The organism is Sphingobacterium paludis (assembly GCF_004364125.1).
Taxonomy (GTDB): Bacteria; Bacteroidota; Bacteroidia; order Sphingobacteriales; family Sphingobacteriaceae; genus Sphingobacterium; species Sphingobacterium paludis.
The window spans coordinates 199,685-221,567 of sequence record NZ_SNZV01000003.1 but is presented as its reverse complement, the minus strand read 5'-3'; the positions used below and the strand labels follow the sequence as shown (position 1 = coordinate 221,567).

The following is a 21,883-nucleotide window of genomic DNA, read 5'->3' as shown; positions in this document are numbered from 1 at the left end:
TAGCAGGCGTGTACCCATCCACTGGATAGCCGCCATTTTATTTTACGACTATCACTCACCCGCGGGCACCTCTAGAAAGGCCCCTACGGCAGCGGGAGTCCCAAAATTTGGCGTGCCGTCAGCATTCCAGCTAAACTTCTGCATGCGCGTGCTTCTTACATTGCCACAGCCATCATTGTTCGGGTGTGATTCCATATTGGCATGGTAGATGATCCAGTCTTCGCTGCCATCTTTCGATTTAAAAAAGCCATTGTGCCCAGCGCCATAAGCTGTGGGGGCTTGCGAAAATACGGGTGTGGGGTGCTTGGTCCAGGAGGCCATCAACAGTGGGTTTGCACCATTCGTCAGCTTCATCATGCCGAGCGCGTAGTCGTCGGTTCCGCAATAGCTGGCGCTGTAGATCAAGAACGTGTCGCCCGCGTTGTTTTTCAAGATCTCGGGGCCTTCATTCACGCGGAAACCTTGCCGCTCCCAGGCATGCTCGGGCTGCGCTATCATGACGGTCTCGCCGCTTAACGTAAAGGGGTTCGACATCTTCGAGATATAGATATTTTGGGTTAGATCTCCCGTGCGTGCGCCGGGACGCCCTGACCAGATGAAATACAACTCGTTTCCGTGTTCGAAGATGCTTCCATCTATGGCCCACTGATCGGTTGGCTGCGTGATGAGCTGACCTTTATCTACCCAGTTGCCTGTGGTTGGATCCTCATTCGCATTTTCCAGCACAAACATACGATGATTAACATCCTGTCCATTGCTAGCGGTGTAATAGATATACCATTTCCCTTGCAAAAAGAATAATTCCGGAGCCCACACATCTCGGCTGTTTGGGCCGGCGCTTGGTGCCGTAAACACCACTTTGCTGGCGGCGGACGAAAGCTCGCTCATTTTTGCTGTTTTGCGTATCTCGATGCGGTTACCAAGGGTTTGCAGGTAGTAATAGAAGTCGCCGCGCTGCGCCACCCATGGATCGGGTGCGGTATTGAGCAAGGGATTTTGGAACTTTGCGGGGCCTGTCGCTTCCGGAGCTTTTGGTGTCGGCAAATAGGGGCCGGCACCACGCTTATCGCAAGCAAGAGCAAATAGGATAAAGCCGATATAGAGAATCTGTTTCATGGTCATGGTGTTAACGTTTGGAATATTCGAAATAGTCCAGCTCGCCATACATCGATTGATGGCGAATACTGACTTTGTGCGGGCCTGCTTCGAGTGGAAATATCAAGTCAAAGGTTTGCCATACATTCCAGCCTCTGTTTGGAATAGCATATACTTGCGCTGTGGCCTCCTTATCATCGATATAGACTTTGTGGGAGGTACCGTTAAAACCGGTGCCTGCCGCAATGCGGATCAGGTAATCGCCGGCCGTAAGAATTTGTATGGTGGCGTCGATGCCGCTGGAGGCGTTGTCTATGGCGCCCACCTTAGCTTGGTTAGAGGATGTTTGCCGAGTCTCTTGGTCGTTTGCCACACGCGCTAATCCGCGCAGTGTTGCATTTTCCGCTTCGATACGGATGGGGAGCACCCTGATTCGTGCGCGCACTTCATTGCTTTTTATTGCATTGCCCGCGCGATCAATCAATACCGCATGAAAAGCGAGCTGTTGATCAGGGACATTTTCTTGAACATCGTACTCAAAGGTGTACGGAGCGACGGTTTTCTCGCCAATCTTTTCGCCATCCTTATAGAAGTCGACTTGCTGGAGCTGTGCTCCGCCGTAAGCGCTTAGTCCTTCTGCGCGTAACACAAACTTGCCTGTGGCTACCGCAACGCTGTCTGCCGATAAGGTAATGCTTGGCGGAAGCGCGCTTGATGGTATTTCTTCCTCGCGCTCACAGCCGCTCAGGATAAACAGGAAGCTGATCGCGATGATATAAAATAGATTTTTCATAATTTCCTTTTTAATCAATGGGTTAATAGCCGGGGTTTTGCGTGAGGTTCGTACTGTTGTCAATATCGGATTGTGGGATTGGATACCACTCATGCTTGCCCTGCACAAAGTTGTTGAAATCCGGATCGCGTTGGCGCAAGGTGTTTAAATTGTTTGCCAACTCACCCCAGCGCACCATATCGAAATAACGCCAGCCTTCGCCTGCGAGCTCCAACTGCCGCTCCTTCTTGATTTGCTGGCGGAATGCCGACTGATCCAAACCGGGTTTCGCCACAGTAAGCGTTCGCATATTCACGCGCGATCGAACGCGATCAACATAGGGGTAAGCGGTAGCTGTTTGTCCCAACTCATTGAGGCATTCGGCATACATCAATAAGATGTCTGCATACCGGATCATGCGGTAATTGTTGGGCGAGCTAAAGCTCTCGCCATTTTTAGAGTCATCATTCAGGAGCTTGCGAAACCATACACGCTTATCGTTTCCGCCATAAATGGCTTGCCACACCTGGCCGTATACCATTGTAAAAGCAGGGCCACGCTCGTCTGCATTGTCGTATAGGAAACTTACGGCGGCGCGTGGGTCTCTACGGTTATCGATCGTCCGCTCTTCCTCGAAGCTATCGACAATCCATCGTCTGGCGCCACCATCTGCGTATCCCGGACCGGGATTCGGCGGGGCTAAGAATTTAGGAACCGAAGCGCCCGTATTCAAGCTGATGCCCGGGTTGGTGTCGTCATCGCCATTTTCTGCCGTGTTTTCCTTGTATTGTATTTCGTATACAGACTCTCGGTTATTCTCCGTCGTCTGTTTGAAATTGTCGGCATAGTCGTCCATCAAGCCGTAGCTGCCGGCGCCCTCGCCTGTAACCAGCCAGTCCATCGCTGTTTTCGCTTCGCTAAACTTACCTTGTTGTAGGTATACTTTGGCTAATAAGCCATGGGCTGCGCCCTTGGTAGCACGGCCTATATCTGCGCCCGTGTAGGAGACCGGTAAATCTACCGCCGCCTCCGTGAGGTCTTGTGCAATCTGTGCGTAGACTTGGTCGGGTGTTGCGTTGGCCGGATAGTCGGCCGCCGTCAAAGGCGTTAGCACCAGCGGTGGCCGCCCCCAAAACACGACGAGGTTAAAGTAGTTCAGGGCGCGAAGGAATTTCGCTTCGGCGATAACTCGTTTTTTAACCGTTTCGTTCATAGTGATCTGCGGCACATTCAGGATGACCTGATTTGCTCGGAAGTTTGCATGGAACATGGCATTCCACGCGTCGCTGCTGGTATTATTGCTGGTAAACGCAAAGGACATATTGTTGTTGAGGCCAATATCGCCACCAGAGCCAAAGCCTTCATCTGAACGCAGCAGGTACAGGAAGTGCATTCCGCGGTTGTAATAGGAACTCCCCCTGTTGAGCGCGCTGTATACGGAATTTATTCCCTTAACGGCATCACTTTCGTCTCGCCAAAAGGATTCCGTCGTCAGCATATCGGGATTGGGCTCGTCAAAATTCCGTTGACAACCGGCGCCAAAAAGGGCTAATGCTGTAAATATGGATATGATTGATCTTTTCATGGTAACGTTCTTTTTCTGTTCGATTGATTAAAGGCCTAATGATATTCCAAAAGAAAATATTCGGTTAGGCGGCCAAGCACCCACATCGACACCGGGCTCCAGATTTGCATTGGCGCCAACCACGTCTGGATCCAAGCCCGTGTAGTTGGTAATGGTGAAGAGGTTTTGGCCACTTACATACACCTGCAGGGAGGGGATATGCAGGCGTTTCAAAATGCTTTGTGGCATGTTGTATCCCAGCTGCACATTGCTTAACCGAAGATAGGATCCATTCTCTAGCCAACGATCGGTATCGCCACGAACGTTAGAGATAATTCCTTGGTCGACGCTCGGATCGCCAGGTGTATTACTGGTGTAAGATACGCCCAAACGAGGAAAGTCCGTCGGGTTTTCGGCCGTCCAGGGAACGATGCCTCGCCGGTAGTTCGAGTAGCCCATGCCGTCGAAATCGCGACGCAAATCGTTGTACAATTTGGTGCCTACAACCCCATACAGCTGCATGTTGAAGGTAAAGTTTTTATAATACGCATTCCAGATAATGCCAGAGGTAAAAACAGGCCATGGTGAGCCGGCATAGGTTCTATCGTCTGGCGTTATGTCGTTATCGGTACCTCTGTCGAGCAGGTTTACATATCGTACATCACCGGGTTTCGCAATGCCAGCCTGTGCGCGGTGTGCATCAATTTCAGCCTGATTTTGAAACAGGCCATCCGTTAATATCACATAGTATTCACCGATGGAGCGGCCTACTTGGGTCCTGGTATTGCCTGATTGAATATAATTTCTTGGCAAACCAGTAATAGGATCAATTCCCAAATTACCCAGTGACAGCACTTTATTGCGGATAAAACTTAAGTTACCGGAGATATCCCAACGAAATCCATCTTCGCGGGTGGATGTGGGGCGATAGCTGAGCTCAAACTCCAAACCTTTATTTTCAATAGAGCCGATATTCGTCATCAGCCCGGGACTGCCTACACTTCCTAAGTATCCCGGAATAGGAAGAAACAGCAAGACATCGGAGGTGACGGCGCGAAATGCATCAACGGAAAGCGTAAATTGTGAGTTGAAAAGTGCGGCATCAAAACCCAGGTTCAAGGTGGCTTTTTCCTCCCACCGCAGGTTTGGATCGACAAGGGTTACCTGTGCACCGCCTACTTGCGTTTCCTGTGCACCGGAACCAAATACGGCTCGTGGCGCTTGGTTGATAAAGCCTACATACTGGTAGTTGGATAGGTTCACCGCCCCTAAGACGCCGTAAGATCCTCGTAGCTTGAAGTCAGGCATCCAGCTTACGTTATAAAAGTCTTCGTTACTTAATCGCCAAGCTAGCGCGCCAGATGGAAAGAAGCCGTTGCGGTATGTTTTGCCGAAGCGAGAGTCCTTATCCGATCGAAAGGTAAACGTCGCTAAATAGCGATCGTCATAGGTATAGTTTAACCGTCCCAACCAAGAGTCTATGAAATTTCTGCCCCGGCTACCGGAAGCGATGCTTTCGCCCGTTGCCGAATTGATCGTCGTAAAATATTCGTCGGCAGAGGCCAGCAGATTGGTTTTTCCTGCGCCAATGCCTGTTCTTCCTATGGTTTGTTGGGTGTAGCCGACAACGCCGTTGAGCTGGTGCTTGTCTATGGTTTTATTGAAGTTTAAGGTGTGCTCGAACAGGTAACTTAAAAATTGTGACCGTTCCTCATCGATCCGTGTTGGCGGGTCGATCTGATTCCAATACCAAATACCTTTACCGCGTAAGGCAGTGTTTTTATCGAAACTTGTCTCTAAGCCTGCGTTCAAGCGGTAAGTAAGCCAGTCCAATACATCGACTTCACCATATAGATTGCCCATGATCTTTACATAGTTATAGGATGAGTTGGTGATGTAGGCCTGCGCCACTTGATTGCGGGAATACGTCCTGGCGTTGTTGGAGCCGATGCCCCAGCCGCCGGGATTTGCTTCGCTGATAAATTCCTGACCTTTGATAGGAATGATGGGCAACATATTAAAAGCATCATAGAATGGGTTTCCACCAAATGCACCACCTGAAAAGGGAGACTGACCATAAGACGAGGAGATCAATATGTTTTCGCCTACGCGCACCCGTCCACGGGATCCTTCGGTATTGATGCGGAACGCAGCGCGATCAAATTTCCGCTCGATCATCGTGCCCACATCTTTAAAATAAGAACCCGACATGTAGTATTTCGAGGTTTCCCCGCCGCCTGCTATGGATACATTGTAGTCCTGAATACCGCCGGTGCGGAAAAGCTCATCTGCCCAGTTCACGTCGGTGCCGTCGTAGTTAGCTACCGATGCTTGAGGGGTGTAACCAGCATTTTCATAGGCCTGCCTGTTCATCGCGACATACTCCGGGCCGTTCATCATGTCATACATCTTTGGCAGGTTGGTAACGCTGTATCGCGCAGAGGCATTAACCTGCATCGGCCCCGTTTTCCCCTTTTTTGTGGTGATTATGATAACGCCATTAGCCGATCGCGCGCCATAGATGGCGGCAGCAGACGCGTCTTTCAACACCTGGATACTCTCGATGTCATTGGTATTGATGGTGACGTTCGGATCAGAGAGCATACCGTCAATCACATACAACGGATTAGCATTGCCATAGAGCGTGCTGAGCCCCCGGATGTTGACCACCGCGCCCTGCCCGGGGCCGCCCGAATTTCTGACAACCAAGCCGGAAGATTGACCTTGTAGGGCTTCCGGCAACGAACGCGCGACTTTCGCCTCGGTGTTTCTGACCGATACCACCGATGCCGCACCTGTAAGATCTTTCTTTCTTATCGATTGGTAACCAATGACCACAACCTCGTCGAGGTCTGCCGCATCGGCTTGTAAAACCACATCTAGCGTTTGCTTGCCCGCTGCTGGGACCTCCAGGTTCCTGTAGCCCACATACGAGAAAATAAGGGTGGCGGGATCGCGCTGCACGCTGATGGAATAACGCCCATTTGCAGCGGTGATCGCCGCGCTGTTGGTTCCTTTTTCCGTCACAGAGACGCCTTGGATAGGGTTTCCGTTTAGGTCCGTTACCGTTCCTGTCAATATCTTCGTTTGCTGTACGTCCGAAGAGCTTATTTCCTGGAGCATGCTGTAACGTGATGTATTGACCAAAGAAGCCTTTGGCGCTGCGTCAGACCGGCTGAGGGGTACAGACGACAAAAGGCCCAAAAGGACTGCGAAATGTATCATGTTGACTTCAAATTAGGTTTACCTAGCAAATATAAGCAGGAAGGTTTTCGTGCCGATTGCCTTTTCCATTCAAAATATCTACATATTGTATCAACTTGTCTTAATTTGAGATAGGATTAAGGCAACGAAGCGACACCTAAGGTTGTCGTTTTTGCATCTCGCTTCGTAGGCTTTGCTATTCGCGGATTAAAATACTGGTTTTCAGGTATGGAATGCCGCAGCGGTTTCCTTTACTTTTATGTTAAACGAAATCCAGATGACTGTCAGCATTTTTCTGATAGCGTCGAGCGATCCTAAATATAGGAATGTCATGAAAAATTACATCATCCACGTATGTCTATCATTTGCAATACTGGTATTGAGTTGCTGTTCGAAGAATGGGGATGCGACGCCACCCGGAGGTTCCTCGCTGACAGGAAAAATCTATTATGCGCATTTTGATGGTTTCTCCATGCTTGATCTTCCCACGGGCGAAAAAACAGTGATAAGGCCATCCGGCACACATTACAATTGGTATTTGACAGCAGACGGAAGCACACTGATGGAAATGACAGACGGCCGGGCTGGAGGAAGACCCGATCACATAAAGTTTAGCATAAAATCTATGGCGGATGGCGTCGTTCGTAATGAGTTTTTTTACCGCCCGAGGAATGGTGGGTCAAATTATCAAGCGGCGGATCTTTCCCCCGATAAAAGTATGATCTGTATATTCCCTTCTTTTGATGAAGGCTATGTATTGTTAGATGCAAAAACAGGCGACTTCTTAGGGGAAATAACGGCTATAAATGGCGAGCGCGTTTCTCGTTATGAAAGTTTCGTGTGGTTGCCAGACAATTCGCTCGTGTTTAAATGGAAGAATTTTATTGTAAGAGGGAAGCTTCCTTTCGATGTAATTAGCGTTGTTCGGGAGTTTGATACCGAAGATTTTGGCTCGTTCAGTAGTAGTCATGATGGGAACAAGCTGGCATTTAACTACCAAAATCATATTGCTGTGATGCATGTAGACGGATCAGAATTTTATTTAGCAACCAAAGGAGACAAGATCGAAAGTAACGCAGCATTCTCCCCAGATGGCAGCCAACTGCTCGTAGGTACAAATTTTCAAACCATACCAGTTCCCGGCAGTGTGCCCTCCAGTCAGCGCTACATGAAAGTGATACCGCTTGACGGCAGAAGCTACGATCCAAACAGCGATGCCGAGGTATTGCCCGTTTTGGTCGCCGGTGAAAAAAGTGCCGAACCAACCAAAGGACAAATGGTGTGGGTGCGGTAGATTGGTGTGAAATAATTCTCGATTTGCAGCACGCTGTCTTGACATCCATCGTTAAAAGAAAGGATATGCAGCATGTGATTTTCCAGGCTAATCTGAATAAGGGAAGGCTATAAAAGGCATGTATCCAAACAAAAAAATCCTGAAGCGGGGAGCCTCAGGATTTTTACTAACTAACCAATTATTAACCTAAATTATGAATGATCAAATATACCACTTACCGACCGAACTGTAAAAATTTACCCATCGTTTTAACAAAGATTAACACCCTGGTGTGTGGTATGATCTGGGGTCAGCAAAACAAAAGTGGTCTGCCCATGCAGACCGCTTTTAACTAAACTAAACAACGAAATATCTCACGACATGTCTGGTATTGAAACATTGATTTTTATACTTATGGGTAGGTGGTCACGACTTTGGTTACTTTCCAACCATCTTGATCTTGGTTAAGCGTAATGTAGTCTACGCGGGTAAAGTGCTTAAATTCCATGGTTGCTTTAGCGACGCAAGCTTTTCCCGTCTGATCTAACATTTCATAGCTGGTCTTGCAATTGAAGGTGATGCCTTTATGAGTTTTGAGGAAGTTCAAATATTCCCGTTTGTTATAGATGACCTTGTTAACGCTGTTCCGGTATTGGAAGTCGTCCGCGAAGAGAAACTTGTTGAACGCAATGCTGCCGAGCGTAGTTGCTTCGAGGTAGCTGGTGATAATCTTTGCGGAGGTAAAATCTTTTAAAGGATTTGTTTTTTCTGCGGCAAACGAACTAAATGAACTGATCATGATGAATGCTGCGGCGAGGGTTGTTACTATCTTTTTCATGTTTATAAAGGTTGCTGTTTTAAATATTTTCAATTTTTTCTTTTTCTATTGATGAATCAAAGTTAGTTGTTGGGTCTCTTTTGTCGAATGACAATTAGATGGGTAGCCGATGTTTGTCGGTAAAAACCGGTCTTCTGTCGGTGAATAAATGTATATCTGTTTGACCTTGCCATGTTGTTGTTATACTGATTTTGCATATGGTAAAGGTATGACAATGGTCTTGCCAATTGTTTCAATCTATTGTTTACTAGATTGTTGTGTTGTTTTTTTTCGGTGCCGCATGTTCGGTATTGAACAGGCGGCTGTCCGGCAATGGACAATTGCGTATGCTGCTCGCTAACAGCAGACATGCGGAAACAACCATTTCGCTGAGTTGACGGGATACAAATGGGCGGCTTCTCTTTAATGAAAAAACGGATGTATATATCTATTTATGTGGAAAAATTCGTCTTTGGGATTTGTATTTAAGACACTTGGTTTTGCTCTTTTGGGGTGATCTGGCAAAGCTTCGAAAAGCGGTAGACAATGCATGCATCAACGACATGTGATGCGAATGGGACCCTTTATATGATCTACATCAATAGCAGATCCTTTCTGCGTGATTTGAACCTTGCCCAGTTTATGCAGGCTGATGGCGACATCAACGATATCTTGCATGTGCTCACGCCAATCTTCCGGATAGAGCATCCGAGCAATTTCAGACGGACACACACTCTTTTGCGGCCCACGAGCAGCTGTGGTAGACAAAATTGATTCGGAGATAGCGGTATCCGCTACAAAGTCAAACCCTTCATGGTGCTCCCAAGGCCCACCACGATAAACCCAAAGGTCTAATCCGCTAGCGCGGACCTTAAAGGGCGCAAAGTTATCGCTGAGCTGCGCAAGCAGCTTTTTCGAGGCCTCTGGCGTCACCTTGTTTTGTACGGTAATATGTGGTTTAAAACGTTGTTGATCCTGGGGGACTATATCTGCCGCAAAAGCGGTGCGTAAGCGCTGATGAAGGCGCTGTAGTTCCGGGGAATCAATATGGTAAGCAACACCGGCACCCAGATGCATCAAGCCACTAACCGCCATCGTAAACGGTTCAAATCGAAATCCGCGTAGCAGCTCCAATGTGCGGGGGTGGTCTGGAAGTTTGTGAAATAGCGTCAGGTGTGCCCGCAGGTAGTTGCGTTCGGGCGGGAAGTATTTCGCACGTAGGCGATCAAAAAAAGCCTGACTTTTCGTGTCGAGGCGCAGCGTCAATATGAATATTATCTTATCTTCTGTCGTTTGCATCGTTCTGAGCAAAATTTAACCTCTTCCCAAACCTTCTCCCACTTTTTTCGCCAAGTAAACGGTCTGCCGCATATAGCGCATACTTTTTGGGGAAGATCTGCTTTCTTAACCCCGTTCATGCTTCCATTGTTTTTTCATCGATGCATATTTTTCATTGGCTTCTGCTTCTTTCCACCGGGTATAAAATACGTTTGCCGCAGCCGCCTTCTCCATATCGCCGGTGCCGCGTTGCAGCAATGCGTAATCGTTTTGCTCATCGTATTTCTTGCCTCCTTTGTAATTGGCATAGCGCCGGGCACGCGTGTAGCCCATTTGCAGATATTTCCGCGCCATGTCGGCCCCGACAAAGTCATCTGCTTTCAAGTATGCGGCAAATAAAGCAAATATCGCATTGCTGCTTTCTACGGCGATAGCCTCCGTTTTGAAGCGCCAATACTGCCCGATTTCTGATTTGTAGGGTTCACAGATCAACACCCCCTGTTCGCCCTTACCAACGAAGTACCGCTCCGGCTCTGCACGATAATCAATGTCCGGCTTCCACGCGTATCGAGACTTGTCGAAGTTAAGGTAACTAGGCTGCTGTTTTTTCATACCGATGAAGAAGTTGGTCACATCGCCCAAAAATCGCTTGCACAATGGTCGTATACGTATTCATGAAACGTGCCAAAAATCGCATTAATGAACCGTTTGCTTACGTCAGCAGCTGCTTGGTCGGGATGCTAAACGAGAATGTCGCCCCTGCACCATAATCACTTTCCGCCCATATTTTTCCTTGGTGTCGATGGATAATCTCGGCACTCAAATACAGGCCAATACCAAAGCCAGAGATGTTCGGGTTATTACCCTCAACGCGGTAATAGCGGTCAAATAATTTTTCCAACTCAGTCGATTTGATTCCGAGGCCTTCATCTTTGACACTTACGATGACGTTGCCACGATCAAGACGGCAGCTAATTGTTACTTTTTTATTCTTCGCATATTTCACAGCGTTGCTTAGAAAGTTCGTGATAACTGTGGCAATCTTTTCCCGATCGGCAATCACGTTGATGCGTTCAACATGCAGTTCAAAAGGTTGGTCGGGAGCCAAGAGCTTAACTTCTGCTACAGCAGTAAGAATCGTCTCTTGCAGGCAAAACTCTGTTACGTTAATCTGAATTTTACCGGAATCCAATCGCGAGACATTTAAAAAGCCGTTGATGAGTACGGCCATCTTTTGCACTTGCTGTTCTATTTTTTCATAGACCGATACACTAAAGCCATCGCTTGCCTTGTGAGCTTTTCGTAACCCCATCTGGGCATAGCCTTTTAGCGAGGAAAGCGGCGTCTTCAGCTCGTGGCTAACCATACCAATAAAATCATTTTTGCGAAGATCATCTTCTTTAGACTCCGTAATGTCAAAGATGGTGCCCACTACAGAGATAACGCGGCCGTTCTTGTCTAACTCAGCCTTGCCCGTAGAATTGATCCATTTTCTTTTGCCCTCATTCAACGGTTGTATTTGGTAATCCAAACTAAAACCCCCTTTTGTATCAATAGCCTCGGCAATAGCGGCACTAAATCGTTCACGATCTTCGGGTATAATGAATTGCAATGCTTGATGATAGGTTAATGGGGTGTCTGCAGCGATGGCGTGGATCTCGCGAGCGCGCGGTGAAACTTCAATAAAATCTGTAGCCACGGTAATTCTATAGAATCCCATATTGGAGGAGTCCATCGCAAGCAATAGCGTATCGGCCATCTTTTCGAGCTCATAACGGGCCAATACCTGCTCGGTTACGTCGGCAGCTACGGCTATCAGTCCGTTGATTGATCCGTTTTCATCACGTAATGCTTCGATGGTAATGTTGAGGTAGATGATGTCTGGCGTTCCCCCATTTCGTGATAGCGTAATTGTTGCATCCGTCGACACAAAGTGCTTGCCGGTTTGGTAAACGCGATCCATAACCTCGCCGAAACCCTGCTCGCGAAGCGCTGGAAGAATCTCCATCAACGGCCTTTTATCGATTTCACTTTTGGTTTTTCCCCATAGGTTCAGCATGCGTTGGTTCGCCAGTTCGATCACGTGCTTAGGACCGCGATAAATAGCCATGGCTACGGGTGCTTCGGTAAGTAAGGTTCGCAGTTGTTCCGTAGCATGCCCCCGGGCCTTATTGATATTGATCTGCGCACGGACTTTTGTAAGGAGTTCCGCCGCCGAAAAGGGCTTCACAAGGTAGTCATCCGCGCCAGCCTCCAGACCATCGATTCGCGCCTCTTCCCCTGCTCGCGCCGATAAGAAAATAACCGGCAGGCGAAAGAGCTCCTCGTCATTACGCAGTTGTTGAAGCATCGCCTTGCCATCCATGACGGGCATCATCACATCACTCAAGATTAAGGAAGGTGCTTGTTGTTGGATACGGTTCAGCGCTTCCTGTCCATTGGATGCCGTTTCGACCGTGTAAAAGGGATCAAGTAGGCGCTTTAGGTAGGCACGCATATCATTATTATCGTCAACAATGAGTATTCGGGTTTGACGGTCCACGGTGTTATCCTGGACAAGCGAAGCGTTATCTGGCAGTTCGGTTTCTGCATCCCCATCTAAGCGCACCGCATCGGGGAGCAGACTGTACGCTTCGCGTATAAATGCGCCACTGACCTCGCTCGTTAGGATAGTTTCGCTGTTAGAAACAACCTGATTTTGAGGCAAATGCTCTTGTCCGGCCGGAATTTTTACGGTGAACGTACTGCCACTTCCCTCCACACTCGTCACAGCAATTTCTCCGCTGTGCAGCTGCACAAGTTCATGGACTAACGACAAGCCGATACCGGTGCCCTCATGCGTGCGCCCGGCTGTGTTTTCTATGCGATGAAACCGTTCGAACATATGGGGCAACTCCTTTTCGGGAATGCCCACACCAGTGTCTGTTACCGCTAGTGTAGCTGTATCACCAACCTGCCTAAGGCTTACGGTTATGGTGCCTTCTAATGTATACTTGAAGGCATTGGAAAGAAGATTTAATACTATCTTTTCCCACATCTGCTTATCGATATAAAAGTCGCTTTCAAGCGGCAGGCAGTCGACGACCAAAGCCATACCGGCTTTTTCTATAATCGAGCGAAAGCTACTGGCCAAATCTATGGTGCTCTCTTGTAGGTTAAGCTTTTGGTAGATTGCTTGCGCACGCCCCGCTTCTACCCTGCTGTAATCCAAAAGGTTGTTGACCAGCTTCAGCAAACGCAGCGCATTACGGTGCGTCGCTTCTATCTGTGTACGGTGCTGCCCTTGGAGATCCTGCTGCTGCAAAAGCTCCTCCAACGGGCCGAGCATTAACGTCAAGGGCGTGCGAAATTCATGACTTACGTTACTGAAAAACGCTGTTTTCGAGCGGTCAATTTCGGCTAAGGCTTCTGCGCGCTTCTGTTCCATAGCATAGGCATATACATTGGAGACAGCTGTGTTAAATGTGCTAGCCAGTTGGTCGTAAAAATGCAGGTAGGGATTATCTAGCGCTCGGCAGGCACTGACGCCGGCAATGATAAAGCCGAAAAGACTAGCCTGCCCGGTAATGCGTATAGGCAGGACAATCGCGCTGTGTGGGTTGATATCATATGGCCCACAAGGACTGGCAAGAAGGAGCTCTTCCAGTCCGTTTACTTCAAGTAGCTCACCGCTATCCACAAGTTGCTGTAAGGGCCAGATGGTATCGTCCACATCAAATTGCAAGGGCGCCAGGGTATGCCCCGGGGCTAAGCCTGCTGCACTCAATAGGTTTGCGCCGTTGTCCTTCAATTCATAAAATAATAAGAAAGGAAGATCCAACTGAAAAGCCTCATACAAGGCATCGGTTTGCGCTGCAATCTCTTGCACCGTTTTCGCTTTGCCGATGGCGGCCCCCACGTCTTTAAGCACCTGTGTGCGCCGCGCACTGAGCATTTTTTCAGTCGTTTCAGTAATCGGGTGAAAGATACCGCCGACACCTCCCGATTCGTCGCGTATGGGAGCGAAAGAAAACGTCATCCAGGTTTCTTCCAGGTAGCCATACCTGTCCAAGAACATACGTTGATCTGTGATATAGGTTCCTTCGCCATGCTGCCCGCGCGTAAACTTATCGCCCACAACAGGCAGTGCCGTTTCCCAGCAGATGCGGAAGTTTTCTCCCATTGATTGCGGATGCTTTGCGCCGCAGATAGGGCGGTAGCTATCGTTGTATATCTGGATGGTTTCCGGCCCCCAAGCGATCAGGATGGGAAAGGTCGAGGAAAGACATAAACTTACCGAAGTGCGTAAACTTTGCGGCCACTCTTCAATGGGTCCTAATGCGGTTTTTGACCAGTCCATGGTGCGGATGAGTTTCCCCATTTCCCCGCCGCCGGATAAAAATTGTTCCGTACTTTCGGTGATTTGTTTTGACATAGTGTGTTCCAACTTCCGTAAAAATACTGTTTTTTGATTACAACAGCAGATTTCGTTTCGACACGCATTTTCCGGTTATATGATTAGTGGGTGTGCCAACCTGTACACGGCAAACGTTTATTCAGCCTAATTGCACAGGCTACGATCCACATACGTTTTGTTTCCGTTGGCATTGATGTAGTAACATCCTCCGCGCGGACCACGGATGTACTGCCGTTGCTTCGCGCGACTGGATGTAGCCTGCGAAGAGACGCTGTATTTGCTGGCTCCCGCCCGCCCGTTTGCTGTCGTGCGCTGTGTGGTTCCGCCATCTGACTGTACATATTCCCACGTGCCATTTGGTTTCAGTAGCACGGTGCGTCCGTTGCTGGTCGTCGCATATTGGTTTTGAGCGTAACTCAGGAAAGAGATCGTGGTCAGTAAGAAGGTCAATAATAGCTTGTTCATTTGCTTGTTTAGGGTTAATGATTTGGAATAACGAAGATACATACCGCTGTTGAGTAATGCAAAAATCATTGAAATAAGCCGTGCGACCTAAGTTAAATGTTGTAGAGACCCATCAATATAGATTAGCGTATATCGCTATGCGGGATGAACAACAGCGCGTACTCGTAAGAGGTTCGACACAAAAATCACATCTTTTCTAATCTGCTATCTTTTTATAGCTGTCGCTACAGCCTTCGGCACAATTAAGGTAGCTGGGCGTAAGCTGTAGCAAACCATTTGAGAGGGAGTAATATTCTTCCTGAACGCCCTCGCTCAGCATTGTGCTTTTAGTAGCACAGTCGTAGTCGAAAATAATAGAGCTGTCTGTCAATCGATAGTTCCCATTTCGGCAATCATTGTACTTTTGTTTTTGAAACGTTCCGTCAACATGAAAAACTAACTCGTAACCGTTTTTCACTTCTACATAGCCATCAGGCAGTCCCCAATCTTGGCCAACCAACTTCCACTTGCCCGTCAGCTCGTTGCTATTGACAGGAACATCAGTTTTGTTACAGCCAAAAGCCATTAAAATGAGAACGATTACAGACAGTATATTGAATGTTTTCATCTTCGATTATGTTGGTCATCAGTTATAAACGAAGGCAGGAGGATGATTGCTACATGCGTTATTGCACAGCGGGCTGTCGCATCAAACGAGCAAGCACATCGGTAAAAAGTTGAACTGATTTACCTCTTTGCTGAGAAGTGGGTCTTCCTCACACACTTTTTATAGTCTTGTCTTGTAATAAAAAAAGCCTGCAAGCTGCAGACTTTTTTAACTAAACTAAACAATGAAATGTCTCCCGACATGTCGTATATTGAAACAAAAATCTATTCAGGATTTGCGTATGTAGTTATTACTTCGCTTACTTTCCAGCCGTCTTTTCCTTGGTTAAGCGTGATATAGTCTACACGGGTAAAGTTCTCAAATGTCATGGTCGCTTTTGCCAGACAGGTCTGCCCGCTTTGGTCTAATAGTTCATAGCTTGTTTTGCAATCATACACTAGGCCTTTCTGCGTTTTCAAGAACTGTAGGTACTCTGTTTTTGAGAAAACATCCTTATTGCTGTTGTTCCGGTATTCAAAATCTTCGGCAAAAAGAAACGTGTTCAGGTCTATGCTTCCCAATGTCGTTGCTTCCAAATACGTAGAAATAATTTTCTCTGATTTGACATCCTTTAATGGATTGTTTTCTTCTGCCGCGAATGCGCTGAAAGAAGTGATCATCAAAATTGCTGCTGCTAGGGTTGTTGCTATCTTTTTCATGCTGTTGCTGTTTTACGGATTGTTATCTTGTTAATTTTTTTATTTCTTATTTGATGACTCAAAGGTAGTGCGCTATGTGGCCCGGTCGAATAGCCATTAGATTAATGGCCCGGGTTTCTCGGTAAATCCATCCATATTTTCGGCGAATGGATCTGTCTTGTTCGCTAAGCGAACGCCTTTCGTACCTGTTTCATGTTAGGATGTATGCAACGCCGCTGCCAGAAATGATAAGAAGCTGCTTTTTAGCGACTTGTATTTTATCGAGCGAACAGTGCGTGTACGCCAGCGAACAGTGGGATGTCCGCAACTGAACAAAAAGTACAAGATAGGTGGAATTCCAGATCGTTTCCATCATCCGATACCGAAAAAGAATCGTTTGCTTTTTACGGCGGATATGTACTATCGTTGTCCATATTATCGTAATTTAGACAGGATGAATAACCTAACCATGAAGTGCTGTAGTGTCCTTATTTTTGTTGTTTGTGCAAATCAAACATTTGGCCAGCAGTTGTCTAAACAGATGTATGCAAAAGACATAGCATTTATTTACACGCATCTGAAGCAGTCTGCTTCTTATAAGACGCAGGCTGATCGGCATAAGCAGGTCGACGAGTGCTATCAGAGACTGCTCAAGACAAGCGATGATAGCGTATCAAAATTTAACGCCTACATGGACTATCATGAATTGATGGATGAGGTACTGGATTTTCATAATAGCATTATTGGAAACTCTCCGAAGTATAGCTTAGAAGATTTGAAAGACTCGTCTACACTGGCAAAGATGCATGCCGACAACAAGCACATCTTTCCGAACATTCAAATGAATTTAGACAGTTTGGAAACAGTCCTTTCCGAAACAGATACGAAGGAGCTAACGGGCATCTATCACTATAAAAATATAGTAGAAATTGCTTTATACAAACAGGCGGCTCATTACAAAGGTATTGTATTACGGTCGAAACTTCCTGCTTGGTCTCGGGGCGAAGTGATTTTTTCGCTGATCCCTCGAGGCGATAAAGGGTTTCGCATGTTTATGGGGGCATATGTAGATAAACAGATGCTGTCTGTGCCGGAATACTTTAAAGAAGGTTTGCTCTTGTCGTCCGGCTGGTCTAAAAAAAATCGTTCGCTTGGTAAATTTCCCATGGAGACACAACGCGTCGACTATGGCTTTAGAAAATTGACGCAGGATGTGGACTATGTTTGTATACCATCTTTTAGCGCATCCGAACCGAAGCTTAATGAGGCAATCTTGTTTTATGAAAAACTCCGCAATATCGATCTCGCTAAGCATTTGATCGTAGACGTCCGCGGAAATAGTGGTGGCGGAAATAAGAATTCCAACAAATTGTATCAGATCCTTTCAACATACAGTGGTTGTTTGCATGTGCTTGTAGATCGTAGAACGTGGAGTAATGCAGAGCAGTTTGTAATACGTTTGAAGGCTTTGCCAAATGTGAAGGTCTTTGGTGACCGCACCGGTGGGGTGCTTACCTATGGACGTAATACCGGCAGAGAGTTAAAGACACCCTCGGGCTTTTTTAAGATAGCTTTTACAGACATGAAAGAAGGCTGGAAGCACTATTTACCGTATGAAGGCATTGGCGTGGAACCCGACGTCTATTTACCATATGATAGCGATTGGATAGAGGAGGTTTTATCGGTACTTGACGGTAAGTGATCCAAAAAACTATTTTTCAAGCGTGTTGGAGCGTTTTCTAAAGTAGATGCAAAATATTCCGACATTATAGATTAAAAAAAGTATTATTGCAGCAACGACTACAAAAACCGATATATACATAATGAAGATCCTTGTAATCCTTACGTTTTCAAGCATTACTTTGCTTTGGCAAGCAGCTTATGGACAAGCCCCCAATACGCGTGCTTTGGTATCCGAATTTATCGAATTGATTCAAGATCATGCCTATATGCGGCATACAATCGATTTAGATTCCGGACGCACGGCGCTGTTAGAGGAAACAAAGAATATCTCAGAAATCAGTGCGCTGAAACCTCATTTCAAGAGCTTCCTGAAGAAATTAAAGGATCACCACTCCTCTATTTCGTATATAGAAGCTGACGAAGAGGATGAAGATGAGCTGGATTTCTTGGAAAAGTTTGCGCACATAACGTACGAAGAAGCGGGCTATCCGCCCCTTCATTTTAAAAGCGACTTATTGGAAGGACGATTTGCATATGTCAATATTCCCGGTGTAGCGTTAGAATATAGAAAATACATTGAAACGATAGGAAGCCAATTGCAGGAGCTGGATGCTAGGAATCCGGAAGCATGGATTTTTGATGTGACAGAAAATGATGGCGGATCTATTATACCTATGTTATGGCAAATGTATGCGCTAATCGATCAAGATACTATACATTCCTTTCTGAACAGCCGAGGCCAAGAAGAGAAACAGACCAGAATAATGTGGCAAACAAACGGAGAGAAGTTTGAAGAAAGGTTGTTTGAATTATTTAAATTAAACGATGTATCATTACACCCGGTCAAGCTCAGCCATACGGATATTCCTATCATTTTATTAACTAGCCAAAAGACGGCTAGCTCAGGTGAATTTTTCGTTGCCGCCTTTAAAGGGCAAAAAAATGTTACAGTGATTGGTCAACAAACGAATGGATTGACCTCTGGAAATACAGCCTATCCGCTTGCTAAAAGTTATTTACTCAATCTAACAACAGATGTGTTGAAAGATCGCAGCGGGAAGCGCTATGCCATTGGCGAAGGGATTGCGCCCGATAGGCTCGTTGTACTGGACGCCGACTTGCAAAAACTAAAAAAGACGGATGCTGCCGTGAAAGCGAAATATATTGATGCCGCGCTCGGTTTTCTTCGAGAAGGTTCGACAGGGAAATAATGCGGAGCACAGTTCATGTTTTTTGTTTTCGGAACGATAGACCATATTCTGTTTAGCCTATGAGGAGTCGCAATGATTTTAAAAGATTGCACATGTTGGATGGCATGGAAATTTTATATGCTCAGCATCATCGGCTGGATTTTCCCGACCATACGCATGATACGTTTAATATTGCGCTGATCCTGAATCAAACGTTTTCCGTGAAACTGCCGGGTAAAGTACTTCGCGCGCCAATAGGCAACTTGTGCATTACGAATCCACAGGAGGTGCACGCCACGCCTTGCGAGCAAATTATGGGAAATACTTTCACTACGTTTTACGTCGCACCGGATGTGCTTAAAAGCATGAATGGCGAAGCAGATGTTTTCTTTGAGGAAAAGGTGATCTATGACGAAGCGTTGTTTTTGGAATTTCTTTCACTTAGTCGCAAGCCTTCAGACACCGCTGCGCAATATGAAAGGCGGATGCTGAACTGCCTAGCAGTGTTGGTGCAGAAGTATGCCGTTCCTTCTACGTTTAAAAGCAGCGACCTGCGTTTGTTTCACGAATTTTTAGATGAGCACCGGCAGCAAAGTTTTTCTTTAGCGGATACCGCAAAAAAATTCGGAATGGATTCATTTAAGTTTCTGCGGTTATTTAAGCAGGAAACAGGACTTACGCCCAATCGCTATGTTATCCAAAAAAGAATCGAGGCCGCGAAAGATCTGCTCTTGCATGCTGATGATTTGTTGGAAGTTGCCGTGTCAACCGGATTTTACGATGTTCCCCATCTCACGCGCGAATTTAAAAAGATAGTGGGGGTATCCCCCGGGGTTTATCGCAACAGCGCGTTCAATATCGTACAATTTTAAATCCCGATAATGCGTTAGTTTTGGCACGATGAAACTAAAAGACATGTTGTTTCGTATTTTGCTGTTGGGATGTGCGTTGTTATTTTGGACGTTCTCGTTAGCGCAGGAAAAAGAAACTTTAGCCGTAAATCATAACGAAGTAGAGCAAGCCATCCGGATGCATGAACCCTATAGGGCACGATATTACCTCCTTAAAGATCGTGTATACCAAATAGCGGTTGAGCAGCATGGTATAGACCTTTCGCTCACACTGATGGACAGTAAAGGAAAATTACTCGCCGAAAAAGATTCGCCAAATGGCCGCTTCGGCCTGGAAAAGCTGGTGTATTCGCCAGATTCTTCGGCCTACTACACGTTGTCCATTCATCCGCTCGATTACAAAGAAAATACGGCAGAGGGCTCATTTCGTTTGCGCACCACCAGCATAACCGATACCTTGACACGTTTTACAAAACACGCATTGGAGGCGGATTTCATGATGTTACGAAACGCCTATTTGGAAACTAGATTAGGCCTTTGGTATCATACTTTCGCGGAGTTTGATAGTCTTTACAGGGAGCAGCGTGCATTGATTGTGGATGGAATGACCGCGTTGAACTTTTACAACCTGGTAGCACCGTTTACTATGCAAACCCGAGAGGGGCATGCCTCCATTCGCTTATCAGACGAAACAAATAATTATTTTAGGCAATATGGCACCTACCTTCCGCTATTGGTGAAAATAATCGATGGTAAGGTGTATGTATTGGAGAGTAGCGATGCTACGCTAAAGGGTGCTGAAATTACGGCCATCAATGGCCTGAAGACGGAAGATGTTCTTCAACGCATGTTTGCTATTGAACCGGCCGACGGCTATAATATCACCAGTAAAATGCGATGGGTAGAAGACATCTTTTCCAGCTACCTTCTTCGTTTGTACGGCCTATGCGATACGTATGCGCTACACGTCATAAAGCCAGCAACCTCGAAAACGGTATCCATACAAATTCCTGCTGTGTCTTCAAAAACGTATAGTAAGATGCGTAAATCGTTTAAAAACGTAAATCCACTGCTGTATTTCAAAGAACCGTTGCAGATCGAAATGGATAGCCTGTCCGCTTACGCACGACTGACGATCAATGATTTTGGCACCAACTGGTATCCAGGAGGCAAGGCAGGCTTTAAAAGTAAAATGGATAGTGCTTTTCAAAAAATTCATGATCTGCGGATCAACAACCTCGTGATCGATCTTCGAAAGAATGAGGGTGGCGCTCAAGGGATGGAAGATATATTAATGTCGTACCTCATTGATAAAAAGTATACGAAGTATCGGTACGTTGAAGTTCCTGCGGATAGCTTTTCGTTTACCTCGATGACAGATTATAGCGGCAAAGACAGCGTGCTCCGCGCAAAGATGGGTCGTGAATTTTTTCGTGATGTGGATGGTCGATTTGTAAATATCCCTGGTACTTATGAGGGCCTAAGTCCGAGCCCTTGGCATTTTTCTGGTCGGATATTTATATTGACGGGAGGATTGACGTTTTCTGGAGGCTCAGAATTTGCGGCGCTTGCGAAAAACCACACATCGGCCGTGTTCCTCGGCGAAGAAACCGGAGGTGGATACTATGGCAATAGCAGCGGTTACTTTTTAAATTTCACCTTGCCCAACTCCGGTCTATCCGGTCGCATTCCTCTGATCAAGTTTATTGTGGATACTCCGGACAAAAGCGTACCCTTTGGCCGGGGCCTGATTCCAGACTACGAGATTATTCCAACAATTGGAGATTATCTACAGGGCAAGGACCCGGTTCTGGAACAGGTGCAAAGGCTTATTAACAGGGCTGATAGGCGACAATAGATTGTCTTTGTTTTTTTTTCGCTTGGTTATTCGAATTAATTAATAGTTTGTGAAGTTTTTTTGAAAAATTTTATCGAATAGTATTTTAAATGCAAATTTCTCTTAGCATTATTTTTTGTAATTTATTCTGTATATTCGTGTTGCGCAAACCCT

17 protein-coding genes are annotated in these 21,883 nt (G+C 46.4%); 5 read left to right on the top strand and 12 right to left on the bottom strand.

Going from position 1 to position 21,883, the window contains the following annotated elements; all coding sequences use genetic code 11:
- Positions 1-51 precede the first annotated feature (51 nt).
- The 4 genes from B0I21_RS06965 to B0I21_RS06950 are packed head-to-tail and all read right to left on the bottom strand — an operon-like array spanning position 52 to position 6,656.
- Positions 52-1,116 carry a glycoside hydrolase family 43 protein gene (locus B0I21_RS06965; protein WP_133639751.1) on the bottom strand — a complete coding sequence of 355 codons (1,065 nt, stop codon included), beginning with the start codon at positions 1,114-1,116 and terminating at the stop codon, positions 52-54.
- Positions 1,117-1,126: 10 nt separating this feature from the next.
- Positions 1,127-1,888, bottom strand: a complete 762-nt coding sequence (locus B0I21_RS06960; RefSeq protein ID WP_166637790.1) for a hypothetical protein — start codon at positions 1,886-1,888, stop codon at positions 1,127-1,129.
- A gap of 22 nt (positions 1,889-1,910) precedes the next feature.
- Positions 1,911-3,452, bottom strand: a complete 1,542-nt coding sequence (locus B0I21_RS06955; protein WP_133639749.1) for a RagB/SusD family nutrient uptake outer membrane protein — start codon at positions 3,450-3,452, stop codon at positions 1,911-1,913.
- A gap of 27 nt (positions 3,453-3,479) precedes the next feature.
- Entirely contained in the window at positions 3,480-6,656 is a 3,177-nt protein-coding gene (locus tag B0I21_RS06950; protein ID WP_208292281.1) for a SusC/RagA family TonB-linked outer membrane protein, read from the bottom strand.
- A 310-nt stretch (positions 6,657-6,966) separates the two neighbouring features.
- On the opposite strand from B0I21_RS06950, the gene B0I21_RS06945 reads away from it, so the two are divergent.
- Positions 6,967-7,929: a TolB-like translocation protein gene (locus B0I21_RS06945; RefSeq protein WP_166637789.1), complete on the top strand. Its 963-nt coding sequence runs from the start codon at positions 6,967-6,969 to the stop codon at positions 7,927-7,929.
- A 391-nt stretch (positions 7,930-8,320) separates the two neighbouring features.
- Here the strand turns inward: B0I21_RS06945 and B0I21_RS06940 are convergent, their stop codons facing one another.
- From B0I21_RS06940 to B0I21_RS06900, 8 genes are all read right to left on the bottom strand, one after another.
- Positions 8,321-8,746, bottom strand: coding sequence for a nuclear transport factor 2 family protein (locus B0I21_RS06940; RefSeq protein ID WP_133639747.1), 426 nt, complete (start codon positions 8,744-8,746; stop codon positions 8,321-8,323).
- A 534-nt stretch (positions 8,747-9,280) separates the two neighbouring features.
- Positions 9,281-10,024, bottom strand: a complete 744-nt coding sequence (locus B0I21_RS20360; RefSeq protein WP_243835971.1) for a DUF3253 domain-containing protein — start codon at positions 10,022-10,024, stop codon at positions 9,281-9,283.
- Complete coding sequence (locus B0I21_RS06925; protein WP_133639746.1) at positions 10,000-10,143, bottom strand: DUF2256 domain-containing protein; 144 nt, start codon at positions 10,141-10,143, stop codon at positions 10,000-10,002. The genes B0I21_RS20360 and B0I21_RS06925 overlap by 25 nt, the downstream gene beginning before the upstream one ends.
- Complete coding sequence (locus B0I21_RS06920; RefSeq protein ID WP_133639745.1) at positions 10,130-10,615, bottom strand: DUF4385 domain-containing protein; 486 nt, start codon at positions 10,613-10,615, stop codon at positions 10,130-10,132. Before B0I21_RS06920 ends, B0I21_RS06925 begins: the two co-directional genes overlap by 14 nt.
- 100 nt (positions 10,616-10,715) lie before the next feature.
- The gene (locus tag B0I21_RS06915) at positions 10,716-14,417 is read right to left on the bottom strand and encodes an ATP-binding protein (protein ID WP_133639744.1); all 3,702 of its coding nucleotides are present in this window, start codon (positions 14,415-14,417) and stop codon (positions 10,716-10,718) included.
- A gap of 126 nt (positions 14,418-14,543) precedes the next feature.
- Positions 14,544-14,864 carry a hypothetical protein gene (locus B0I21_RS06910; RefSeq protein WP_133639743.1) on the bottom strand — a complete coding sequence of 107 codons (321 nt, stop codon included), beginning with the start codon at positions 14,862-14,864 and terminating at the stop codon, positions 14,544-14,546.
- A gap of 196 nt (positions 14,865-15,060) precedes the next feature.
- Positions 15,061-15,471 (bottom strand): hypothetical protein, encoded by a 411-nt coding sequence (locus B0I21_RS06905; RefSeq protein ID WP_133639742.1) that lies wholly within the window; start codon positions 15,469-15,471, stop codon positions 15,061-15,063.
- 263 nt (positions 15,472-15,734) lie between these two features.
- Entirely contained in the window at positions 15,735-16,169 is a 435-nt protein-coding gene (locus B0I21_RS06900) for a nuclear transport factor 2 family protein (RefSeq protein ID WP_133639741.1), read from the bottom strand.
- 520 nt (positions 16,170-16,689) lie between these two features.
- Between B0I21_RS06900 and B0I21_RS20260 the strand changes: the two genes are divergently transcribed.
- From B0I21_RS20260 to B0I21_RS06880, 4 genes are all read left to right on the top strand, one after another.
- Positions 16,690-17,850 (top strand): S41 family peptidase, encoded by a 1,161-nt coding sequence (locus B0I21_RS20260; RefSeq protein WP_208292280.1) that lies wholly within the window; start codon positions 16,690-16,692, stop codon positions 17,848-17,850.
- A 121-nt stretch (positions 17,851-17,971) separates the two neighbouring features.
- The gene (locus B0I21_RS06890) at positions 17,972-19,042 is read left to right on the top strand and encodes a S41 family peptidase (RefSeq protein ID WP_133639740.1); all 1,071 of its coding nucleotides are present in this window, start codon (positions 17,972-17,974) and stop codon (positions 19,040-19,042) included.
- A gap of 104 nt (positions 19,043-19,146) precedes the next feature.
- On the top strand, positions 19,147-19,893 hold the full coding sequence (locus B0I21_RS06885) for a helix-turn-helix domain-containing protein (RefSeq protein WP_166637788.1): 747 nt from the start codon (positions 19,147-19,149) through the stop codon (positions 19,891-19,893).
- A gap of 28 nt (positions 19,894-19,921) precedes the next feature.
- Positions 19,922-21,730 carry a S41 family peptidase gene (locus tag B0I21_RS06880; RefSeq protein WP_133639738.1) on the top strand — a complete coding sequence of 603 codons (1,809 nt, stop codon included), beginning with the start codon at positions 19,922-19,924 and terminating at the stop codon, positions 21,728-21,730.
- Positions 21,731-21,883 lie beyond the last annotated feature (153 nt).

Excerpts from the sequence above, each read along its gene's own strand:
- B0I21_RS06965 (WP_133639751.1), bottom strand. The coding sequence starts at position 1,116 with ATGAAACAGATTCTCTATATCGGCTTTATCCTATTTGCTCTTGCTTGC.
- B0I21_RS06960 (WP_166637790.1), bottom strand. The coding sequence starts at position 1,888 with ATGAAAAATCTATTTTATATCATCGCGATCAGCTTCCTGTTTATCCTG.
- B0I21_RS06955 (WP_133639749.1), bottom strand. The coding sequence starts at position 3,452 with ATGAAAAGATCAATCATATCCATATTTACAGCATTAGCCCTTTTTGGC.
- B0I21_RS06950 (WP_208292281.1), bottom strand. The coding sequence starts at position 6,656 with ATGATACATTTCGCAGTCCTTTTGGGCCTTTTGTCGTCTGTACCCCTC.
- B0I21_RS06945 (WP_166637789.1), top strand. The coding sequence starts at position 6,967 with ATGAAAAATTACATCATCCACGTATGTCTATCATTTGCAATACTGGTA.
- B0I21_RS06940 (WP_133639747.1), bottom strand. The coding sequence starts at position 8,746 with ATGAAAAAGATAGTAACAACCCTCGCCGCAGCATTCATCATGATCAGT.
- B0I21_RS20360 (WP_243835971.1), bottom strand. The coding sequence starts at position 10,024 with ATGCAAACGACAGAAGATAAGATAATATTCATATTGACGCTGCGCCTC.
- B0I21_RS06925 (WP_133639746.1), bottom strand. The coding sequence starts at position 10,143 with ATGAACGGGGTTAAGAAAGCAGATCTTCCCCAAAAAGTATGCGCTATA.
- B0I21_RS06920 (WP_133639745.1), bottom strand. The coding sequence starts at position 10,615 with ATGAAAAAACAGCAGCCTAGTTACCTTAACTTCGACAAGTCTCGATAC.
- B0I21_RS06915 (WP_133639744.1), bottom strand. The coding sequence starts at position 14,417 with ATGTCAAAACAAATCACCGAAAGTACGGAACAATTTTTATCCGGCGGC.
- B0I21_RS06910 (WP_133639743.1), bottom strand. The coding sequence starts at position 14,864 with ATGAACAAGCTATTATTGACCTTCTTACTGACCACGATCTCTTTCCTG.
- B0I21_RS06905 (WP_133639742.1), bottom strand. The coding sequence starts at position 15,471 with ATGAAAACATTCAATATACTGTCTGTAATCGTTCTCATTTTAATGGCT.
- B0I21_RS06900 (WP_133639741.1), bottom strand. The coding sequence starts at position 16,169 with ATGAAAAAGATAGCAACAACCCTAGCAGCAGCAATTTTGATGATCACT.
- B0I21_RS20260 (WP_208292280.1), top strand. The coding sequence starts at position 16,690 with ATGTATGCAAAAGACATAGCATTTATTTACACGCATCTGAAGCAGTCT.
- B0I21_RS06890 (WP_133639740.1), top strand. The coding sequence starts at position 17,972 with ATGAAGATCCTTGTAATCCTTACGTTTTCAAGCATTACTTTGCTTTGG.
- B0I21_RS06885 (WP_166637788.1), top strand. The coding sequence starts at position 19,147 with ATGGAAATTTTATATGCTCAGCATCATCGGCTGGATTTTCCCGACCAT.
- B0I21_RS06880 (WP_133639738.1), top strand. The coding sequence starts at position 19,922 with ATGAAACTAAAAGACATGTTGTTTCGTATTTTGCTGTTGGGATGTGCG.